General features: G+C 51.9%; 16 protein-coding genes and 1 pseudogene. 14 read left to right on the top strand and 3 right to left on the bottom strand.

Going from position 1 to position 20,857, the window contains the following annotated elements:
* The first annotated feature begins 6 nt into the window (after nt 1-6).
* From Pan161_RS07215 to Pan161_RS07195, 5 genes are all read left to right on the top strand, one after another.
* Nucleotides 7-1,230: an ATP-binding protein gene (locus Pan161_RS07215; protein ID WP_145225431.1), complete on the top strand. Its 1,224-nt coding sequence runs from the start codon at nt 7-9 to the stop codon at nt 1,228-1,230.
* Nucleotides 1,231-1,361: 131 nt separating this feature from the next.
* Nucleotides 1,362-4,955, top strand: a complete 3,594-nt coding sequence (locus Pan161_RS07210; RefSeq protein WP_145225430.1) for a DUF5682 family protein — start codon at nt 1,362-1,364, stop codon at nt 4,953-4,955.
* A complete protein-coding gene (locus tag Pan161_RS07205) occupies nt 4,952-6,727 on the top strand; it encodes a hypothetical protein (protein ID WP_145225428.1) in 1,776 nt (591 codons plus the stop codon). The genes Pan161_RS07210 and Pan161_RS07205 overlap by 4 nt, the downstream gene beginning before the upstream one ends.
* Before the next feature lie 530 nt (nt 6,728-7,257).
* Complete coding sequence (locus tag Pan161_RS31345; RefSeq protein ID WP_145225425.1) at nt 7,258-7,665, top strand: retropepsin-like aspartic protease; 408 nt, start codon at nt 7,258-7,260, stop codon at nt 7,663-7,665.
* A 20-nt stretch (nt 7,666-7,685) separates the two neighbouring features.
* A complete protein-coding gene (locus Pan161_RS07195; RefSeq protein WP_145225423.1) occupies nt 7,686-7,928 on the top strand; it encodes a hypothetical protein in 243 nt (80 codons plus the stop codon).
* A gap of 114 nt (nt 7,929-8,042) precedes the next feature.
* On the opposite strand, the gene Pan161_RS07190 is transcribed toward Pan161_RS07195, so the two are convergent.
* Entirely contained in the window at nt 8,043-8,327 is a 285-nt protein-coding gene (locus tag Pan161_RS07190) for a hypothetical protein (protein WP_145225421.1), read from the bottom strand.
* A gap of 181 nt (nt 8,328-8,508) precedes the next feature.
* Here Pan161_RS07190 and Pan161_RS07185 point away from each other — a divergent pair, with 181 nt between their 5' ends.
* Together Pan161_RS07185 and Pan161_RS07180 are read left to right on the top strand one after the other, a co-directional pair.
* A complete protein-coding gene (locus Pan161_RS07185) occupies nt 8,509-9,129 on the top strand; it encodes a hypothetical protein (RefSeq protein WP_145225419.1) in 621 nt (206 codons plus the stop codon).
* 57 nt (nt 9,130-9,186) lie between these two features.
* Nucleotides 9,187-9,846 (top strand): hypothetical protein, encoded by a 660-nt coding sequence (locus Pan161_RS07180; RefSeq protein WP_145225417.1) that lies wholly within the window; start codon nt 9,187-9,189, stop codon nt 9,844-9,846.
* Between the two features lie 386 nt (nt 9,847-10,232).
* On the opposite strand, the gene Pan161_RS07175 is transcribed toward Pan161_RS07180, so the two are convergent.
* The gene (locus Pan161_RS07175) at nt 10,233-10,544 is read right to left on the bottom strand and encodes a hypothetical protein (protein ID WP_145225415.1); all 312 of its coding nucleotides are present in this window, start codon (nt 10,542-10,544) and stop codon (nt 10,233-10,235) included.
* Nucleotides 10,545-10,674: 130 nt separating this feature from the next.
* Entirely contained in the window at nt 10,675-11,661 is a 987-nt protein-coding gene (locus tag Pan161_RS07170) for a hypothetical protein (protein WP_145225413.1), read from the bottom strand.
* A 1,329-nt stretch (nt 11,662-12,990) separates the two neighbouring features.
* Between Pan161_RS07170 and Pan161_RS07165 the strand changes: the two genes are divergently transcribed.
* The 7 genes and pseudogenes from Pan161_RS07165 to Pan161_RS07135 all read left to right on the top strand — a co-directional run.
* Complete coding sequence (locus tag Pan161_RS07165; protein WP_145225411.1) at nt 12,991-14,421, top strand: DUF1559 family PulG-like putative transporter; 1,431 nt, start codon at nt 12,991-12,993, stop codon at nt 14,419-14,421.
* Nucleotides 14,422-14,902: 481 nt separating this feature from the next.
* Nucleotides 14,903-15,985: a DUF6807 family protein gene (locus tag Pan161_RS07160; RefSeq protein WP_145225409.1), complete on the top strand. Its 1,083-nt coding sequence runs from the start codon at nt 14,903-14,905 to the stop codon at nt 15,983-15,985.
* A gap of 664 nt (nt 15,986-16,649) precedes the next feature.
* Complete coding sequence (locus Pan161_RS07155) at nt 16,650-17,039, top strand: BlaI/MecI/CopY family transcriptional regulator (protein ID WP_145225407.1); 390 nt, start codon at nt 16,650-16,652, stop codon at nt 17,037-17,039.
* Complete coding sequence (locus Pan161_RS07150; RefSeq protein ID WP_145225405.1) at nt 17,036-18,133, top strand: M56 family metallopeptidase; 1,098 nt, start codon at nt 17,036-17,038, stop codon at nt 18,131-18,133. The genes Pan161_RS07155 and Pan161_RS07150 overlap by 4 nt, the downstream gene beginning before the upstream one ends.
* Nucleotides 18,111-18,602, top strand: coding sequence for a DUF1501 domain-containing protein (locus Pan161_RS07145; RefSeq protein ID WP_197995746.1), 492 nt, complete (start codon nt 18,111-18,113; stop codon nt 18,600-18,602). Before Pan161_RS07150 ends, Pan161_RS07145 begins: the two co-directional genes overlap by 23 nt.
* Before the next feature lie 299 nt (nt 18,603-18,901).
* A complete protein-coding gene (locus Pan161_RS07140) occupies nt 18,902-20,053 on the top strand; it encodes a DUF4268 domain-containing protein (RefSeq protein ID WP_145225400.1) in 1,152 nt (383 codons plus the stop codon).
* A gap of 98 nt (nt 20,054-20,151) precedes the next feature.
* Nucleotides 20,152-20,556: pseudogene (locus Pan161_RS07135) on the top strand (type I restriction-modification system subunit M N-terminal domain-containing protein); the annotation flags it as partial.
* Nucleotides 20,557-20,857 lie beyond the last annotated feature (301 nt).

The following is a 20,857-nucleotide window of genomic DNA, read 5'->3' as shown; positions in this document are numbered from 1 at the left end:
AACAATATGGCCAAGAAAAAGGCAGTCAGGAAGACAAAGGCGGAAACAGCGGCATCTCCCGCTTCTCCACAGGACTCAGCACGCCAGCAAGCGCCCGCGGAAGAACGCTATGGGGAGGAGCTCGCATTTCTGCGCGCCATTGATTCAGCTCCCCGACCTGCCGGTTGGCAGCTCTCACCGGAGCGGGTTGTCGATTTTCTATGTGGTACTGATGGGGAATCGATTCGTGCTCCGGCTGCTGCCCAACTCCCCGCGGATACTTCCAGATCCATGAAACTGGAAGCGAAATTTGTCGGTCCGCGATCTCTGGTAGAACGCTGTGTGGTCACACTGGCGGGTGAACGGGGACTGTTACTCGTCGGGCAGCCAGGTACAGCGAAAAGTATGCTGGGGGAACTGTTGTCGGCGGCGATCAGTGGAACCAGCGCCCTCACGATTCAGGGAACCGCGGGGGCAAGTGAAGATCATCTGCGGTACGGCTGGAATTATGCGATGTTACTCGACCAGGGGCCGCGACCAGAGGCGCTTGTCCCTTCGCCTGTACTCACAGGCATGAAGCAGGGGGCACTCGTGCGAATTGAAGAAATCACCCGTTGTCTGCCTGAAGTGCAGGATGCGCTGATCAGCATTCTCAGCGAACGTCGCCTGATGATTCCCGAGCTTAGTGGAGAAGCTGGCAGCGTCTTTGCCGCTCCGGGTTTTAATCTCATCGCGACCGCCAATCTGCGTGATCGGGGAGTCTCAGAAATGTCGGCAGCCTTGAAACGCCGGTTTAATTTTGAAACCGTGATGCCGATTTCCGATCCGCAGCAGGAAGTTCTACTGGTTGGTGATCGAGCCAGGGCGGTCCTGCAGGAATCCGGAATAACTCCAGAAGTGGATCGGCGGTTGCTGGAGATTCTGGTGACGACCTTTCGTGACCTCCGGGACGGACGAACGGATGAAGGCTGGTCGGTGGAACGACCAGCAGCTGTGATGAGCACAGCCGAGGCAGTGACCGTTGCTGCGGCCATCACTCGACAAGGTGCGTTTTTTGCCTCTCAGAAAGATCCCGTCTCGCTGGTTCCCGGATATCTGCTGGGGGTGGTCTTCAAAGATAATTCGGACGACCGGGATCGACTGCTGGCGTATTGGGATGGGCCGGTTCGCAGGCGTAGTGAGAGCGATGCGCTCTGGAAGCGGATGTATGAATTGCGACATGTACTGGAAGATGCAGAGCTGGAGATTTAAGCTGTGTTCAAGTTTTTGAACACGTTTCCAGGGGCAATAATACGGGTGTCATAGTCTGAAAGTCGTAAAGGATTATGCACAGGCACGCCTGACTGGACCGGATATGAACGAAGGAAGAACACAGAAATTCAATGGGAAGTGCACCACCCAACAGGGATGACCTGCCTGAAAATGTTCTCAAGCAGATGACCGATTGCACGACCCCGTGGCTGATTGGGGTCCGTCACCATTCTGCTGCGCTGGCACGGGGGCTGACCTTCCTGCTGGACCAGTATCAGCCTGAAGCAATCCTGTTGGAGATGCCACCCGATTTCCAGCGCTGGTTGCATTACCTGGGCCTGCCAGAACTGGAAGCGCCTGTTGCGCTGGCTGCCTGTGGTGATGCGAAGCTGTTATCCTTTTATCCGCTGGCGGATTTTTCCCCGGAACTGGCAGCCATACGCTGGGCTGATCGGCATGATGTTCCGGTGACATTGTGTGATCTTGATCTGGCTTCGATGGCGTTGCTTGACTCGCAGGAAATTCCGGATAAGAACCAGTCAACAGCTGCCAACTGGCTGGAACGACTGCTGGCCAAAACGGGGATGCGCGACACCGGGGAACTGTGGGATAAATTGGTGGAGACGCCTGCTGTCAGTTCCACACCAGAGTCGATTCGCCGGGCCGCCCTGCAGTTTGGCTGGATGATCCGGTATTCCTCCGGGGGCGCCTCTTTTCATGATGCACATCGCGAAGCGGCGATGCGCGCTGCAATCCAGTCTGCTCCCACCCGTACCGCGGTGATCGTAGGAGCGTTTCATGCGGCAGCGCTCTTGCCCGAACCGGTTCTCTGGTCAGCGCCTGCTCCTCTGAAACCGCAGGCAGCAGGAGCCTCGCTCAAGACGCTGGATACTTCGCTGATTCCTTATTCTTTTCCCCAACTCGATCAGCGGAGTGGCTATCCTGCCGGGATTGTAGATCCGGTCTGGCAGCAGAGTATGCTGCAGGTGGAAACGGTAGCAGCAGGAAATGAACTGGTAGTCGATCTGGCAGTGAAGCTTTGCCGCGAACTTCGAGAGGCAGGACATGTGGCAGGTACGCCGGATGCGATGGAAGTCGTGCGTTTCGCTCGTGATTTATCACGGCTTCGGGGGTACCAGGTGCCGGGGCGAGCGGAATTTCTGGAAGCGGTCGAGACTGCTCTGGTACAGGGAGAACTGCTGGGACGGGGGCGGGCTGTAGCGGCGGCGGCACAGACGGTATTAGTCGGATCGAAAACAGGGCGACTACCCGCAGGGACACCACGCAGCGGTCTGGCATTGGAGATTGAAGCAGCGATCAAGCGATTGAAACTGCCGGGCCCTGATTCTGTGAGTCATGAGCCTCGGGAATTGCGACTTGATCCACTGCGTTCTCCCCTGGATCGTGCTCGCGCAGTTGTGCTGCGTCGTTTATGTCTGCTCAACCTGTCTTATGCCCAGCGAAAGGATTCGGCACAAACAGGACACCGGGAAAATCTGACCGAAGTCTGGCGCGTGCAATGGACTCATGCGACTTCTGCGACGGTCGAGGCATCCGGCATCAATGGGGCGACCCTCGACCAGGCCTGCGAGGTGCTCATTCAACGGCTTCAGAATCAGGCTGCAGAGGGGGTCGAAAGTGAGACACAGCATCCGGCGACTTTGCTGGCACGTCTGAATGCTGCCGCCGAATGCGGGCTGGGGCACATGACGAAATTACTACTATCTGAGTTGCAGGCAACGTTCATGCAGGCTGCTTCTCCTTCACAACTCATCGAAGCCGCCTCACTCCTGCAGCGCATTTCTGCCGGTCATATCTCTGGTTTACCACTGGATGTGGATGACGCAGTGCCTCCGGATGTGGAACTGTTTCAGGTACAACCTGATTTATTGAATATGCGACCACTGGTAGAAACGGCACTCTCGCATTTAAAAGGGCTGCTCGGTTCTACTGACCCTGCCGATGTCATCCTGCTGACTGATCTGGCGGCGATGATTACCGGTAATCTTTCTGGCGGTGTGGCTGGGAATCAGGAACTGTCCTCACTGCTTCCTGCGTTACGGAATCAGCTGGCACGGCTGAGCAGGCAGGGATCACCTCTGATGCAGGGCGCCGCCTGGGGGGCGCAGGTTGCAGCAGAACTGATTGCGGCGGATGCCTATCAGGCCTGTCTGGCAGGCTGGTATGATGCTGCGAGTACCCATGAAGGACGAACGCAATTCGGTTTGAGGCTGAGTGGCCTGCTCGTACCCCTGCTGCCGCTGATATCAGTTGATCCGGCCTGGTTGTCAGGCTTAGCAGAGCGATTGGGCGATTCAGCAGATGACGAATTTCTGGTTCGTCTGCCAGCCCTGCGGAAAGGTTTTCTTTCGATTTCACCGGCTGACCGGGTCCGCTTGTTGAAGGATCTTCTGCTCAATTTAGAACCGGATGGCCCGAGAGGCTCGCAACTGCAAAGTGTGAATAATCCGGAACGTCTGGCTCAGGCACTGGTCGCCGATCGCAAAGGTCGTGAAGCAATTGCGAATTTATTTCCGGATTTTCCATTGCGAGAGTTAAACAAAAATGATGCCTTTGCGAAACCGATACGAGTGGCCGAAGCTCCTGGAGAGATTCCCCTGGCTGATCGCTGGCGGCTGATATTAGGAGTGAAAGGCTGCTCGACTCCCAAGAGCCAGCAGGTGGCAGGGACCCTGGATCAGCTGTATGGCGGTTCGGAGCGAGAGGACCGTGGTTTGCAGGGAGATCTAGCATCTGAGTGGGGAGGGACTGAAGCTGCAGCACCCTCCGTTCGGGAGTGGATTTCTGATGTCGAAAGGCTATTCGGTAAAGATGTTTGTGAAGAAGTTCTGGGTGAGGCTGCTGTCAATGGTCGGGCTGCGGTTCTGGAGCACTTGAATCATACTACGGTGAAACCTTCGGTCGAACTGCTGGAACAGGTGCTCTCAATGCGCGGCGCACTTTCAGAACGTGAACTGGGGCTGTTACGGAAACTGGCCCGAAACATTACCGAGCGGATGGCAAAACAGCTGGCGAATCGTCTGCGACCGGCTTTGTATGGACTGAGTACCGCACGCCCAACCCGTCGTCGCAGTCCGCGTCTGGATTTCGCCCGAACATTGAATTCGAATTTACATACCGCCTATCGCAAAAGTGATGGCCGGGTCTCGGTTGCTCCGACGCGTCTGGTTTATCGCCTGCCTGCCAAAAGACAGATGGACTGGCATCTGATTTTTGTGGTGGATGTTTCCGGATCGATGGAAGCTTCCGTGATATACAGTTCGATGATGGCCGCGATATTTTCAGCTTTACCCGCCATTGATGTAAAGTTCTTTGCCTTCAGCACACAGGTGATTGATTTTTCCGGCAGAGTAGAAGATCCTCTGTCGCTTCTGATGGAGATCCAGATCGGGGGTGGGACGCATATCGGGCTGGGACTGCGTGCGGCGCGCGAATCGATTAAAAATCCGTCTCGGACGCTGGTGGTACTTGTGACCGATTTTGAAGAGGGTGTGTCGGTGCCTGAGTTGTTGTCTGAGGTCGTCATGTTGTCCAGTTCCGGTGCAAAGCTGATCGGACTGGCGGCTCTGAATGACGAGGCGAAGCCCCGTTATCATACAGGAACAGCCGCAGCAGTAGTACAGGCGGGAATGCCTGTCGCAGCTGTCAGCCCGGAACGTCTGGCAGAGTGGGTTGGTGACCAAATTCGCGGAGGGACAGCATGACCAAAGCCCCGCGCCCCACTGTTGCCCCCCATGTCGTTTCTGCAATCATTGATGCAACGCCGGACCGGGTCCGGAGACGCCTGGATCGAAATCCCCAAGCCGCCGAGGAATGGAGCTGGCAGTGGATACAGAATACCTGGCAAGTGGAAGCTGGAAACGAAACGGTCGTTCTCTCTGGAATTCATCTGGAAACTATGGAGCAGGTGGTCTGCTCCTGTCTGTTGGCACCGAACTGTTTTCATATTGCGGCCTGCCTGACCAGCCTGGATGTGGTTTTACCAGACGCGTCTGCTGAACCCGTTTCCGCGAAGAGTACTGAGCCTTCCGAAGAGCAGGGGGAGGTCGTAGAAATGGAGCTCAGTCCCCGTCACTGGCGAGCCGCTTCAGAGTTCGCGCGAGCCCTCACTGGGATTCTGGAAACGGGGGTGAGCAATACCGGCGTACTGCTGCATTCACAGCTACTACGTTCCGTGCATCAGTGCCGCGCCGAAGGTCTGCACCGCGCTGCCGCGACCGGGTTAAGGATTATGACCGGCACGCTGGAATTCCGTAAGCGTTCACCCGAGTCTGATCCATTGCAACTGGCGTTGGATCTTGCAGACGCATTGGAGACCACACGGCGGCTGCAGAATGAAAATTCGGTTGCCCCCTATTGGGTGGGGAGCTCTCGTCGCACACAATTTCCGGTTGATCCCGGAAAATTACAGGGGCTGCTGGCCGAACCTGTGTTGACTCGCAGTGGCTACGCGGGGGCGACTGTAGTACTTCTTGGAGGAGATGGTCGATTTTATTCTGTTGGTGAGGTCCGTCCCGGCGATGAGCAACTGGCGCGGGACGCCTATCGAGGTGGAGTTGAAATGGGTTCATTGATCCAGCCTGCACACAAACTGGCACGGAATCTTTATGTAGGAACCGATCTCACGGCATCGCTACAGGGACGACTGGGACGTGGAAAAAAAGTGAAGATCATTGAGCAGGGGACAGCGTCGTGGCAGACTCGGGAGGTCCAGGCTCTGTTTCAGCGACCAGTGCTTGACCAGTGGAATGTCGTGTTTCAGAGAGGTGTACTTCCTGAAGTGGAGCAACCTGCCGGCTGGGATCTGGTATTTCTTACAGGTAGCGTACAGGGGGCGTATGGCTCGGCGCTTCTGTTTCAGCTTGCGGAGAACGGAGCAGTGCTGAAACTGGCGATCGAAAATGAGCATCCGGCCCTTTTTTATCGGGAGAATCTGCGTATGCTCAGTCATGCACCCGGCCTGCGTTTACAGATCATCGCGCGAGTCAGGTTACAGGAACCTGACAGAATATTTCCGCTGGCAGTCACGCAGCATATTGACCCGGCTCCTGCAGCGCAGGAACCTCGGTTGGAGTTGCCTGAGAAACTGCAGGGGTGTCTTTTGCTGGGTTTTGATGAGTTACAGAGAAGTCATCTGGTGAATGCAGAAGCCCACGAATTCCTTTTTCACAAGTATCCGCAGGCTGAGGAATCTGATGATCTAAGCAGACTGCAACGCCGCTGGGTGGCACTGATGATCGGGGGAGTTGCAGCGCAGCGAAAAATAACCCAGAGTACTTCCAGAGACGAGATCAGACTGTTGCAGCAGAATGGTTTCGAAACGGCAGCCGCTTTATTAGATCAATTTTCCCGAGTTGCTTCGGGAGAAGGACCGTCTATCGTCGATGTCTTTCTGGCGACGGCTGTTTACCTGAAGCATGCTCAACACGAGTTGATTAAATCAGTAGCGTTTGAACGACTGGCATCTGAGGACTGATATTGTTCGCTAAGTAGAAAGCCCAGTCGTGAAAGAGTTTAACGGGCGGCTGAAGAAATTGGCTGGAGATTGATCTTGGGCTGGAAGCGATGCTCGAAACTATTCCGGTATTCGTTTCCGCTGACCAATTTGTGTCACTTAGATTTCACATACAGCAATAACGGAATTAATATGGATAGATTAAAATGCAGAATCTGTTAATTTCAATCTGTCCGCAAAAACGAACGTTTTCTGTTTGAGTTGCTCAATGAGTTTCATACTGTTTTTACACCTTGTTCTGTATTCTGTTTTTTCATATCTGCATAGATTTACTATAAATACAATACTACAGGGATGTAACACGTTGAAATGTTAGTGATGCTAGGTATCATATCCAGTATCCATGTGTGACATGATGCCTCAGGGGCATCATGTCAGAACTTAAACCGGTCATTTTGCATATATTTGTTCCATATCAGATTCATATATGAACAATTCCATGCAAGTGTATAATAAATTATCGGGCAGACGCTCCCGCAAAGGAACTTGCGATGGCATTTACACTTCACGGCACCATTGGAAACACTGGCCCCAGAATCGCGATCCAAGTCGCAGGACCGCAGGCCGCTTCCGCACCACAAACACCCGGAATTAATTGCCTCGTCGATACCGGCGCCAGTCGTACCGCAATAAGCCCAGCGGTCATGACTACGCTCGGCTTGCCTCCTATCGGTGGTCCGCCAGCTCCAGTGGTGACCGCAGGAGGCACGCTCAGGGCCGCAGAATACAACGTCAGCCTGTGGGCCGTTGGTGCCGCCGCAAATCAGATTGCTTCCATAATCAGAGTTGTAGGCATTGCACCACACGGGTGCGTCGCACTTATTGGCCAAGATGTACTCAAATTATGCGTCCTTTCGCACAACGGACTAAATGGCACATTTCAACTTAATTTCCCATAACTATTTCAATGGAAAATGATATGCCCTATTTAGACATCACCCTCGAGAAAGACAAATGGTATATCAGCGAGGGATTCAAGGCGATGTTCAGTCCGCCTAACGTTGAGGACATCGAAAAGATGGTCCGGCACAATCAGGGCGCTCACAAAATGATTCTCGCTGGACCGTTCGACACGAAAGAAATGGCAGAATCACAGCTCGATCAATACACTGACTATCATTACCCGTTCGTATGGAATTGCGAGTTGGGTTCTGCAACTTGAATTGCCCGATAAAAATAAATGCACAGGAGTTGCCGACCCGGCCGAAATTAAAATCAACGTCGCTGGCGGCAATCCGGTGATTTTGGACGTTAACCGCGCTTCTGTCTCATAAACTCAAATCTTTTCATAATTGATGCGAAAAACCACCCATTTAACGTTTTCCGGTATTGCTCGGAATGTTCTGAGAAACGGTGTTCTGGAGTATTCCGGGACAGGAAGTTCACTGACCACTTCAATTCGTCGGTTTGGTGTCGCCTCAATCGAATAATAAAACGGACAATACAAGTGTCCCAAGAAGCCAGATGTTTCCTGGGAAACATCTTTCGGTCGTTTCACCGAAGCGAGTTTACATCGACCTTCAAACTGCCGAAGTTGATGTAACTGAATGGCAGTGGTCATGCTGCGTGATCCTAATAGAGTGGAGAGGATCAACATCCACTGTCATGTCGGTCTTTGCTGAATAATTCGGTCAAATAGCATACACATGCGCATTGTGCCCATTTACACCAGAAAGAAAGCCAGATAGATTTAGACAGAATCAGGTTCTATCTATCAATAGTTATCCAAAATGGAGAAAGACATGAAACCAGTCTGTTTCGTATCGCTATTCCTAGTTGTGCTTTTCCTGCCTGGGCTCGCAAATGCTGACAACAGCCAGCTTGGAGGCGCGGAGTTCACAGAAACGACGGATCTCTCCGATGCAGTGGAGCGGTTCAATGCTCAAGTCAATCGTATCAGCAAGGTTGGCCGTGCTCAGCCACCGCTAACGGTCGACGAAATCATTGCGTCGATTCGTGCATGGGACCGCAAACGGAATCCGATCGAACCTGGGTTGCTTGCCGTCTTTCATCGGATTGCGGAAACACAAACATTGCCCGCCGATTCCGCGATAATGTTCACTCAAAGCTGGATTCCAAACGGGGATTATGAATTCACGGTGTGGTGGGTGGACATCTACCTGTATTACCCTCGCCCGGATCGTGATGACAGCAAATTTGTTTACATACACCGAATTCGTGATCGCACGATATCAAGTCGCCCAAGACAAGGAGGGATTGCCGCCGACTCAGATTCGCTCACGCTACCGGCAAGAGAACGTCTCGCTGCAAAGCACTTCGCTGCATTCGTATCCGGAGCTGACGCTAAACAACCCTCGGATAACAAAGCTGCGAACCGGAACACTCATTCGCGCGGCAACTGATATCAAAGTCTTCCGTTCATGCCCGGTTAACAACAGTTATGCCACAAGAAAGACGCAATGCTATTCGGTGACTCTGAACTCTTCGCCGTCGCCCGTTCCGCCAAGGTCGGCGAATACAGTCTCCATACAGGCTTGGCTGAGTTACGCGATTGGATTTCGTGTGAATTCAATGTCAGCGTCGTCCACATTGTCCTAGATCACATCGAACTCGGTCCTGCAGAAGGCCGCCCGCGTCTCAATGTGATTCTGGAAACCGACAAGGACTTTGATTCGTGGAAGACGGACGCCATAACGATTCGTTCCGATGTCCGCGATAAGGTCGTACGACGTTTCAAAAAGATTGCTTCCGTTCATCCCGACCTTGAATCTGAAAACGTACACCTAATACTCGACAACTTTTCGGACGAATGCCTTGGCAGGGCCTGTTCCACATTTCTAAAGCGTGATGCCAAGCGAATCACAAATGACTTTAAGCAAACGATATGGCAAATTGATGGTTTCTCTCGTGCACTTGTCGTATTCCTGTACACTGATGATGAAATCAAAAAATGTTCGGCCGACGACACATGCAAACGGATATCCCAACAGTGCTTCAACGCCTTAAAACCATACGATGAATTCGACTACCTTACAGCCGACTCGTTTCGGTTGCGGTTTGACAGCAAAGAGAATCTGGACAACAACTACAAGGGCAACCTGTTCTACTATTGGCGATAGTAGAGCGGGTGGCATAACAAAGGCATGAACGCGGAGCCGCCGAAAGCGCGTTTTCAAATGGAGCAACAACCGCGTCGGCCTGGTTATGCCAGACGTTACTCTTGCCTTCGTTCGGTTTTCTCAAATGCGTTTGCGTTTTTAAACGACCCAATTTGCGGACTCCATACGCGCTCGTCAAACCCATTCCTTTTCGTGGAATCAGGGATCACGCGAAAACGTCGGTCAGCATGCCTGTCGGCGTGTCCAGGAAGTGGTTCCCTGTGTCGATGAGAAGCTATGTGAACATTTTATGAAATGCCCTCTGAAGGTCAGGGGCAGTTTATCGACGAAGTCGATGCGGGAACTGAGTCGTAAATCATCGGCGCTAAGTCAGATCGTGACGATAATCAAAATCGTAATAATACTTTGATGATGGGGCCTGCAGTGACCTCCGTGCCGCGTCGCATCTCGATCTGGCCACCGACAGGTTTAATCGTCCACGGCTCCCCATTATTACGGCGGGCTGTCAGCTGCGGGGTTGTGCAGACCAGATCACCCACTTTGATTTTCAATTGGGGACCATCCGGAGTTTGCACAACACTTAACGTGGCTGATTCTTTAGGGATCTGGGCTCCCCCCTGGTTTCCTTTCGACGACGAGAGCGTGCTGAAGCACAGGCTACCGATACAGAGCCAGGTGAATATTTTGGTGGGGGACATGATGGAATTCCTTTCGAATTCAGCTCTGGATGATTCCCGGAAATGGAAGAGGTGTCACCATTTATTAATCTACCAGAACGGTATGAAATTGAAAGAGTACTTCTCACTGAGAAAAACAGGTAAAACTGAATCAGAAACTGGATTCACTGACCCATGCCCCCTCTTTCTTTTTGACAATGCCCAATTTTCTGAAAGAAGATGCCCAGGCACATAAGTCTTTCGTTTCAGAACAGACTACTTCACTGAACCCAGAGTGCTCATCTCTGTCAAGCTGTGGACGGCAGTCGACGCGCGTCACTTTATACTTTCCCCCTTCTTTTTCAAAGATGTTTAATATCGGCTTTTGACGTAATGTATAAAGTATGAATAGAGAGCCGTCATTTACACTGTCAATCCTTTTTATTCCTTCTGTTCCGACCGGGTTATAGTCATCAATGGAAATCAGCTTTGTCACTTCGGCTGCTTCCCCATCCTCTCCAAGGGCGACCAGGAAACAGTCTCCAGATACTGTCAGGACCAGAATTTGGCGATGCTCAATTGAAGCGATATCTTCTATCTTGTCCGGAAAGTCTACCATTTGAGTCTTGTTGGTCTCCATCAGTTGGATGTGCAATTGCCGAGAATATGGGTCCATTGCCGCGATCATTTCACCCCCCGGGGCGATAGAGGCGGTCACCCGTTCTGAGTCAAACAGTGACTGTGGTTCAAATATCCCCACCCGATTACCAATACACCATTTGCCATGTCGATTAATTGCAAAGACTTCATTGCCGACCATAATGGCATCACGCATGGCTCCTCCTATTTCAAGCTTTTTCGTTGTTTCCTGACCATCCTGATTATAGACGGAGTAATACCCTGACTGATGCAGGACAACCGGAGCCCCTTCGGGTGAGAACATCAGTCGATAAACAAAACGTCTTTGAATGGTCGCTGTCCATAGTACCTCCTGGTTGCGGATGTTGCAGAGGGACACCTGATGCTTGGAAGGAACAAGAGTGGGAATGAAGAAATTTGTATTGTGGAAGACGAGTAGTTGTTCTCCAGATGGAGATATCGCTACGTGAAAAACAAAAAATGGCCATCGATGGCGGTTAATATAACAGGCCGAAATCAAGAGAGTACAGCAGAGCCCTGCATACCAGAAAGTTCGGGATCGGGTACCCTTTGTCGTCGACTTATTTTCTGAATCCGAGTCAGTGAGATCAGACATTCATAGCTCCTGTATACTCAATTCAATCAATTTTCTGGAAAGCTGAGCCAGACTGAGATTTCCCATATGAATCAGCCTGGAACCGCTCCAGGTATGGATCACCGTTAATTGTAACCGCTGCGGTTTCCGTGTCTAAAACAAAGTGATTTTTCATCACTTTTTTTGTACCTCTGTTGTTGAGACCCGGGAATCGCAGCCGAGCGTATTATTTTTCAGTAGCCAACCCAAACTGGTATAGCGCATCTTGCAAAGTGTCCGAAGCTTGAGATAGTGAATTTGTATGACGCGAACGCTGACAACGTTGCACAGCTGCACCGGTTGCCGGGACTGAAATTCCTCACGCTTCGCAATACACAGCTTTCCAAGAAAAGCTTGACGTCATTCAAGGCCATTCCAAAATTGTCTCTGTTAACGTTCATCGACTGTGATCTGTCTGACGAGCTTCTTACGCAATTGCAGACGGCATTGCCGGCATGTCAGGTTCAACACATCACAACGCAGCAGATCGAAGAAATAGAGAAATCCTTACTGGATTAGTCAGTCATCGAAGTTTGGGATGGCCATGAACGATCCCGATTGACAGACTTTTTTCGGTCAGAGGTTTGTTCTTCGCGGAAAGTGATCTGTCGCCATTATCGGGCTGAAACGACTGTCGGAGAACTTCGACATTTGACGCTGTTCAACCCGGGCTGGTCCTTACTACTTTGCCGATGAAGACCTTTTCTTGCTCCACAACTGGCCGCGGAAAGAGCAGGCCATAGATAACAATTGGTGCCCAGGACTAACCGTCTAGAGTGATTCTGTTCGTGAAAACGTTCGCTGATATGCTCCCTTTAACCGAATCCAGAAATTGATAAACAATTCAGGTTTCTGGATAATTAAAAAGGAGGCGAATACGCCCACGAAACGTCATTCATCCCGGAAACGACTATTAAAACTTTCCGCGTAACCGTTTTGCCAAGGCGACCATTGTTCGCACAACTCGGGAAACGGCTTTTCTGAGCCGCCCTGAGAATTTGCCATCCAGATATTGCAAGTGCTGTCTTGATGGTACAATGTGTCGAAGAGTCGTGAAATTTGAGCTGTATAAATACAACGGAACCTTTTCAAGAAACAGCCTTCCAGAGAAACTGATTTGCCCCATGAGAGAAATCATGGCAGAACCGAGAGCCAGATGCCGTTGGTATCAGTTCAGCCTGCGAGCAGAACGAAACTAAGAGAGGATCTACTGACGTGGCCGCACCGAAACGAACCAAGAAGACCGGCCGTGAGGCTTCCCGGCGTGTGCATTGGATCGTGATCGTCGTCAGCGGCATAGGACTCGCAGTGCTTGTCGGCGTCCTGTGGCACTCTGTTGACATCGCGCGCCAAGCGGCACTTCACTCCAGTTGCAGTTGGCCCGTGGGCAAGTTGCACCTCGCGATGCACAACTATCATGCAGTCCACGGCCACTTTCCACCCGCCTACTTGGCTGACGAGGATGGCACACCCATTCACAGCTGGCGGGTCCTCCTCCTACCGTATATGGATGAACAACAGCTCTACGATGCTTACAGTTTCGACGAGCCATGGAATGGGCCGAACAACATCCGCCTGGCCCACAAGATGCCCGAGACCTATCATTGTCCCAGCGAGCCAGAATCGGACTCGGTGACGAGCTACGTTGTCATTGTTGGGAAGGACACGGCGTTCCCGTTCGACCAGCCGACGTCATCTGAGGACTTTCGTGACGGGCGTGAAAACACCATTCTTGTGGCTGAGATCGCCGACTCAGATATCCTCTGGACCGAGCCCCGCGACCTCGCGGCCGACACCATGAGCTCTACCGTCAACCACGAATCGCTGCCGAGCATTTCCAGTGCGCGCCGCCGAGGGCCGCGTGTGAACACGGCCGGTCCCATCACTTCTCATTCCTTGAGTCGGAATCTCGCCCCCGAGACACTCAGGGCGTTCACCACAATTGCGGCGGGCGATGAGATTTCCATGGTGGAGTTTCTCGACACCGGATTTGAGAGTCTTGGTCACAGTGCGGTCACCGATCAGATTCTGCGAGACTTCAGCTACTGGAACAAGGTTAGCGGTCTCTGGCTCAGTCGCTCCAAGGTCACGGATGCAGGCATCAAGTACCTGCGGGGGGCAACACATCTCTATTCGCTGAACCTGAGCGGTACCGAAGTGACCGACGCAGCCCTGGAGCACCTAAAGGGGCTGCCTGAGCTGCATTCCGTCAATCTCCGCGGCACACAAGTTTCCCCTCGTGGTGTGCTGGAATTGATCGCCTCGTCAGATTCTATGCAGATTGTGTTCCCCGGAGGGTGGGGGTGGAAGCTCGAAAACTCGCACGGGTTTCAGTTGAAGCTGAGCAGTTCTGCGATTACAGGAGATCTGTTTCAACTCTTCGGAACCGTTCGGGCTCCGGCTTACTTAGATCTGGACGGAATCGCATTGATGGACGAAGGCCTGGCGAACCTCGGGGGGTTCGAAGATTTGCGAACGCTACGGATTTCCAACACGCAGATTTCCAGCGCCGGCCTGAAGCACCTGGCCGGGCTTGCCAGCCTCCGGAAGCTGGACCTCCGCGGCTCAGCGGTTGCCGACGAAGGTATCAATAAACTCCAGCGAGCGTTGCCGAACTGCAAGATTGACTGGGACGGGACGAAGTGAGCGATTCTGTTCGTGAAACTCATACGATTACTGGATTCCGGAAAAAATACCCAATTCGCGGACTCCCAACGCGATAACTGAACCCATTCCTTTTCGCGGAATCAGGGGGCACGCGAAGATGTCGATCAGAATCCCTGTCGGCGTTCCCGTTCAACCCAATGTTATTCCGCACCCAAATTTAAGGCTCCCCATTCCCAACTCTGTTCGTAAAAAAGTCGCGCGATCCGCGTTACTTATTTTACCTGATTTTTGTTGTCAAAGATCAATTGACTGTTAGACTCAAGGTTCGACAGTCTATTTGTACTCGACGACGTTCATGGTTGAACGTAGTTTGAAATTGTAAGCTCATAGCACATTGGCATGGTGACCCCCAACAACGCGTTCAGCAAATCCTGCGAACAGCGTGAGTATGGTCTGTGATCTCTGTGGCTAAATACAATCCGTGTAATCCGTGGTCCAGAACACAGTTTAAGGAGATTACATGTTTGAACTATCACGACGCAATTTTCTTTCTCAGGGGGCAGCGGGTGTTTCGACTGCGATGCTCACATCACTTACGCGGGGTGATGCACCTGTTAGTGAGAAAAAATATGCCGTAGTTGATGAGGTTGCCTTCCGTGGGCAGACGCGTCGATTGAAACTGATGCAGGGTGACCGCTACATGGCTGCATTGATTTTCCCCACCGATTATCCCACGCACTTTCGATTGAAACCGGAACTGTATCCTGTCTGCACACCATCAGGAGTTCCAGTGACCGATACGCACCAGTATTGCTTCATTCACCATCAGTCGATCATGACCGGTCACGGCAAGGTGCATGTTGACGGAACTGATCATGCTGTCGATTTTTATCGACAATTGCCCTATCCCAATACAGAACGCATAGACAAATTTCACAAGACACACAACCTGTTCCAGATGGGCCCTTCGGGCATTCAGAAGATTGTAAAAGCAGACTGGAAGGTGACAGACCAAATTCAACTGCGTTTGATACTTGATTGGCAATTACGCGATAAAGAAAGTTCTGGAGGCAAGTCCGTCATCAGCGAACAACGCCGGTACAAACTGTTCCAACGTGGTCCCTATACAATTATTGATCAATTCACTCAACTCAGCCCGCATTCACAATCACTCACATTGAAAGCAGATCGACATTCGCTAATGGGGGTGCGCGTGAACGATTTAATCGATCCCGATGATGGTGGCATGATGCACGATTCTGAAAAACGTAAGAATCCTGATGGCAATTATTGGGATATCTCAGGTAATCGTAAAGCCCCTCGCTGGATCGACTGCACTGGACGCATCGGCAATCAGACAGCGGGGATCGCTCTGTTTAGCCACCCCAACAATACCCGCAATGAATTCTACAGCCGCGGCTGGGGACTGATGATTCTCTCACCGACACTCGGTCACGACGTGCGTGTTACCAAAGACAAACCATTACAATTTGCTGCACGCTTCGTTGCTCATGACGGTGCGTTAGCAGGGAAGACTGCTGATGAGTTGTCTGATGAGTTTGCGGCGGTAGATTATCGGAAGATGTTTGAGACGGAGAAGTAGCGCTTTACAAACCAGTTATGTCGATGCAGGGGCAATTCATATTAAATATTCTATATTGAAAACCATCTGAAACATCTGCGTCTCTCTGCGGAGTAAAATCAATAAAGTCTCTTGCTCACGGAACTCATAGAACATCCCAAACTCAGTTGAGCTGCAGGGACTGTGATCGCATTGGTGATTTCCTCACTCTCCTCGTACCCTGCTTATTGCTGTATGCGAGCCTGAACTGTTTCGAAACGGCACATAACAATGGGATCAACGGGATGGCTCGGCGCAGTCGGTCCTGAAGTCATGCTCCTCTCCTCGCCCCCCGTTATCCCGGTCGCTTTTGTAATCCTGTCAACTCATATGTATTCCGGTACGTGTCTTAATACGACCAAATTCGTGGACTCCCTATGCGCTAGTGAAACTCACACATATTCGCGGGCTGACCCTTGTCTTGTATTTTGGTTTCCTCTTCTCCCAGGATTTCAACTGCAAGTTCTGTGGATTGCTGACGGACAATACAAAGTCCAAAGCGACACACGCATCTTCGTATCTGAGATGGTATTTGTTGCTGATGTCTTTGAGATTTTCTCAAAATGCCGTATTGACAGAGTACCTGGTCTTGCTAAACTAAACTATTAGTTTAGTTGTGTGTGGAGATTTCAAATGGAGGTTCCTGATGACAACCCTCACGCCAAGTGATCGTGAGCTCGATCTGCTGAAAGTGATGTGGAATCTGGGCGAAGCTAAGGTCCGCGACATTCACGAGGCTCTTTGCCCGGGGGGAGAATGTGCGTTTACAACGGTGCAGACGTTGGTGCGCATCATGTGCAGAAAAGGCTTCGTCAAAAAGCGGAGTGAAGGACGCACAGACTACTACACTCCAGTGTATACGCTGGAGAAGGCGACCAGCCGGTTTGTGGAAAAAGTGTTTGATGGTGCCCTCGATAAATTCGTACTCAGCATGCTTTCGGCAGAGAATGTCTCGCCTGAAGAAATGCGTGATCTGGAAAAACTGATCGCAAAAGCCCGTAAGGCCAAGCAGGAAAACAGGGAGAAAGACTCATGATATCGGTCGAGTTTCTGTTTGATTTGATTGTACGATTCTCACTGCCTGCATTCTGTCTGCTGGGGGTGAGCCTGCTGCTGCTCCAGCGGATAACGCAGCCACTGGAACGTGTGCGGCTGATTCAGCTGTCGCTTTCGATTCTGTTGGCCGTGCTGCTGCTGATCAACTTCAGCTGGCTACCAGCTATCCTGGTGCCGATCTTGCCGGCTGAGACGACTGTGGAAACTCTCAAAACTCCCGCACCGGATGTCAGCAGCATCGAACCTGAGGGAGTCCATATTGCACATAACATACCTCCTGCTGTTACTGCTGAAACCACAATTGCTGATGTGAACGAGGGGGCTTCACTGCCGGCCAGCACTGCTCAGGCCAGCGTTCCTCGAGTGAAGTCAGCCCGGGGAGTGTGGCAGACGGTCCAGCTATGGACGGTCGCGGGATTCGTTTTCATTTCTGCAGTGCAACTGGTTTACCTCCTGACAGGTCTGGCTCTGACCTGGCGACTGCTCTCTCAGTCAACACCGCTGACAGGATCGAGCAGTACACGTGTCCGGACATTGTTTGCCGCGTTCTTATCGCGTATCGATATTCGCTTTAGCATGTCGGACCGGATCCAGGTGCCCCTGGTCTGCGGTGTCTTCCGCCCCACCATTCTGCTGCCGCGAAGCGTGGTCGAAGGCCCTGATGAGCTGGTACTCCAGCACAGCCTGGCATATGAATGGTCACATATTCAGAGACGTGACCTGATGACCTGGCAGCTGGCCAGTCTGTGCCAGATTCTATTGTGGCCACAACCTTTCTTCTGGAAACTGAAACGGGAGCTGCGGCTCAGCCAGGACCAGATAGCAGATCAGTTTGCCGCCTGTCAGACAGACCAGCCTGCGGAATACGCGGCGACTTTGGTGGCTTTCTCACAACAGAAAGTCAAACTATCCATGGGAGCACTCACGATGGCGGAAACCCGATCGAGTCTGTATCGAAGGGTGGAAATGCTGCTGAATGATTCATTTCAGATTTCTGGCCGCTGCCGAATACGGATTGTGCTCGCAGTGCTGGCAGGCAGCGGGGACGTCCGTGCCGCCACGCGCACTGGGTAGCGATGCTTTCAACCCGCAGGAGGATCTGCGGAAACAGTTTTACGACTGGCTGGTATCGGAACAGAATCCCTACTTTGCCCAGTTGCGTGAATCGCTACTGCCACAGCTTGACCGGGCGTTAGCTGCTTTGATTTCGGATCTGAAGACGCGCGGACTGTTGTCGGAAACGATTGTGTACTGCGCCGGCGAGTTCGGTCGGACTCCGGTGGTCAACTGCCAGGGGGGACGCGATCACTGGGCGCGGACGATGAGTGTCCTGGTTGCCGGTGGGGGCTTTCGACAGGGGGCTGTCTACGGGGCGACGGATCAGACTGGTTCGGAACCTGTCTCTGCAGTGTGTTCGCCTGCCGATGTGAATGCAACAATTCTGAACCAGCTGGGCATTGCCCCGGACACTCTGTTATATACGAGTTCCGGCCGCCCCTTGCCGGTGTTCCGGAAGGGACATGTCCTGTTGGATCTCGTTTAAAGGGAGCACGTCAATAGCTTGTGACGCTTTGGAACAATTACTTTAGGTCGTTTGTCCAATTGAAATTCTTGTGAAGACAACTCAGATCTCCGCTCAACTTTGAAACGTCCTCTGAGCGGATCTTACTCTTAATTCTGTTCGCGAAACTCGTTGTCTGTGGTACTCACTACCGACCACTTTACAACCGCTAACTTGCTATCAGGTAACCATTTGCTACACTGGGGATTCGTGCACACAACCTTTGACTCCTCATTGGCTCTCCGATGAATTTTTCGTAGATGCAGTAGCAGAGATGGCCCATGTATAAGATCGACCAGGCAGCGAACCGGATTATTGAAGTCGACTCCCCCAAATTCTCAGAACTCGGTTTTACCGAACGGCACCACCTGCAGGAATGGCTGGCCCACACGCCCGCCGCGTTGGGGGAAGAGTTGCTGATCATCCAGAAAGAGTTTGACGGCTTCGACGACACCAAAGAACGTCTGGATCTGCTGGCACTCGACAAAGACGGCAACCTGGTCATCATCGAAAACAAACTGGACGATTCCGGCCGCGACGTCGTCTGGCAGGCCCTCAAATACGCCAGCTACTGTTCCACCTTCACCAAAGAACAAATCATCAAGGCCTACCAGGAATACTTAAGCAAAAGCGGCCGCAGCAACGAAGACGCCGCCGCAAATGTCGTCGAATTTCTGGAGTTCTCCGATTTGGAAGAAGTAGTGCTCAACAGCACGAATACACAGCGGCTGATGTTTGTCGCCGCGAATTTCCGTAAAGAGGTCACCAGCACGGCACTCTGGCTGCTGGGTAACGGTATCTCGCTGCAGTGCATGAAAGTCACTCCTTATCGCCATGACAACGACCTGTACCTCAACGTCGAACAGATCATCCCCACGCCGGAAGCCGAAGAGTTGATGATCAGCATCAACGCGAAAGCCAAGGAGGAAAAAGAGACGGTCGGTAAACAGCACAGTCGCTATCGTATTCGTCTCCAATACTGGGAGCAGGCAGTCAATGCCTTACACAAAAGTGATTGCCACCTGTTCGAAAATGTCAGCCCCAGTAAAGACCAATGGATCAGTGCCGGCTCAGGTGTCAGTGGTTGCACCTTTACCCTGATCTTTGGAAAATCGGAATCACGCGTTGAAGTTATCATGGGACGTTCTGATTTGAAAGAAAACAAATTGATCTTTGATGCGTTAGCCTCGCAAAAAGAAATCCTGGAAGATAAGTTCGGGTATCCGTTAACCTGGTATCGCAATGATGATAAAAAAGTCTCGCGTATCCAGTACCCGCTCGAGATTGATGGCTACGACAAAGAAAACTGGCCGGAACTGATTGACTGGATGATCAAGCATATGAGCCGACTGGAAAAAACCTTTAAACAGCCACTGCTCGAAGCCGCAGAACAGATGAAGAAAACCCTGCAGGAACCAGTCAACACCGTCTGATAAGTCAGCCAGCCTTTCGTGTCTTTTCGTGAATTTCGTGGTAGAAATCGTTTTGAACCTTTCGCAGTAGTTACAGAGAGCAACATCAAGGAACCCCCATGGCGAAGAAAAAAGCAGCCCCCAAGAAGAGTGATAAAGGGTTTGAGGAGTCCCTCTGGGATTCCGCGAATCGGCTGCGGGGCAGTGTGGAGTCTTCCGAATACAAACACGTCGTCCTCAGCCTGATCTTCCTCAAGTTCGTGTCCGATCAATTCGAAGAACGCCGTGCGGAACTCATCGCGGAGGGGAAAGCGCAATACACCGACCTCGTCGAATTCTACGCCATGAAAAACGTCTTCTTCCTGCCCGAGACCTCCCGCTGGAGCTATATCCAGCAGCAGGCCAAGCAGGGGGATATCGCCATCAAGATCGACTCGGCTCTGACCGCCGTCGAAAAGAGCAACGCCTCGCTCAAAGGTGCCCTGCCGGACAACTACTTCTCGCGTCTGGGCCTCGACTTTGCAGCGTTTACTTCGTGCACGCGGTGGCATCAACATTGGGAACTTGATTGTCGAAGTGAACTTCCTTTCTCCAGCAGTGGTTTTTCATCAGTTAAATCAGACTCAATGCGTATCGCAGGCGTGCAGGCTTTTGTAGACTATGAGCGGTCGCATTTAACCAACTGGAATTAACCCAGGAAACTGAAATGCCAAAATTGAGCGATTACATGAAGACAGCCGAAATGCTGGGCGGTTCATAGAGACTTTCCGATGCATCGGAATCCGGCGTACGGCTATCGACTGTTCAAACGGAGCGACCTCGACG

The organism is Gimesia algae (assembly GCF_007746795.1).
GTDB classification, from domain to species: domain Bacteria; phylum Planctomycetota; class Planctomycetia; order Planctomycetales; family Planctomycetaceae; genus Gimesia; species Gimesia algae.
Note: the sequence above shows the minus strand (reverse complement) of the source record. Positions and strands in the feature narration are given on the sequence as shown.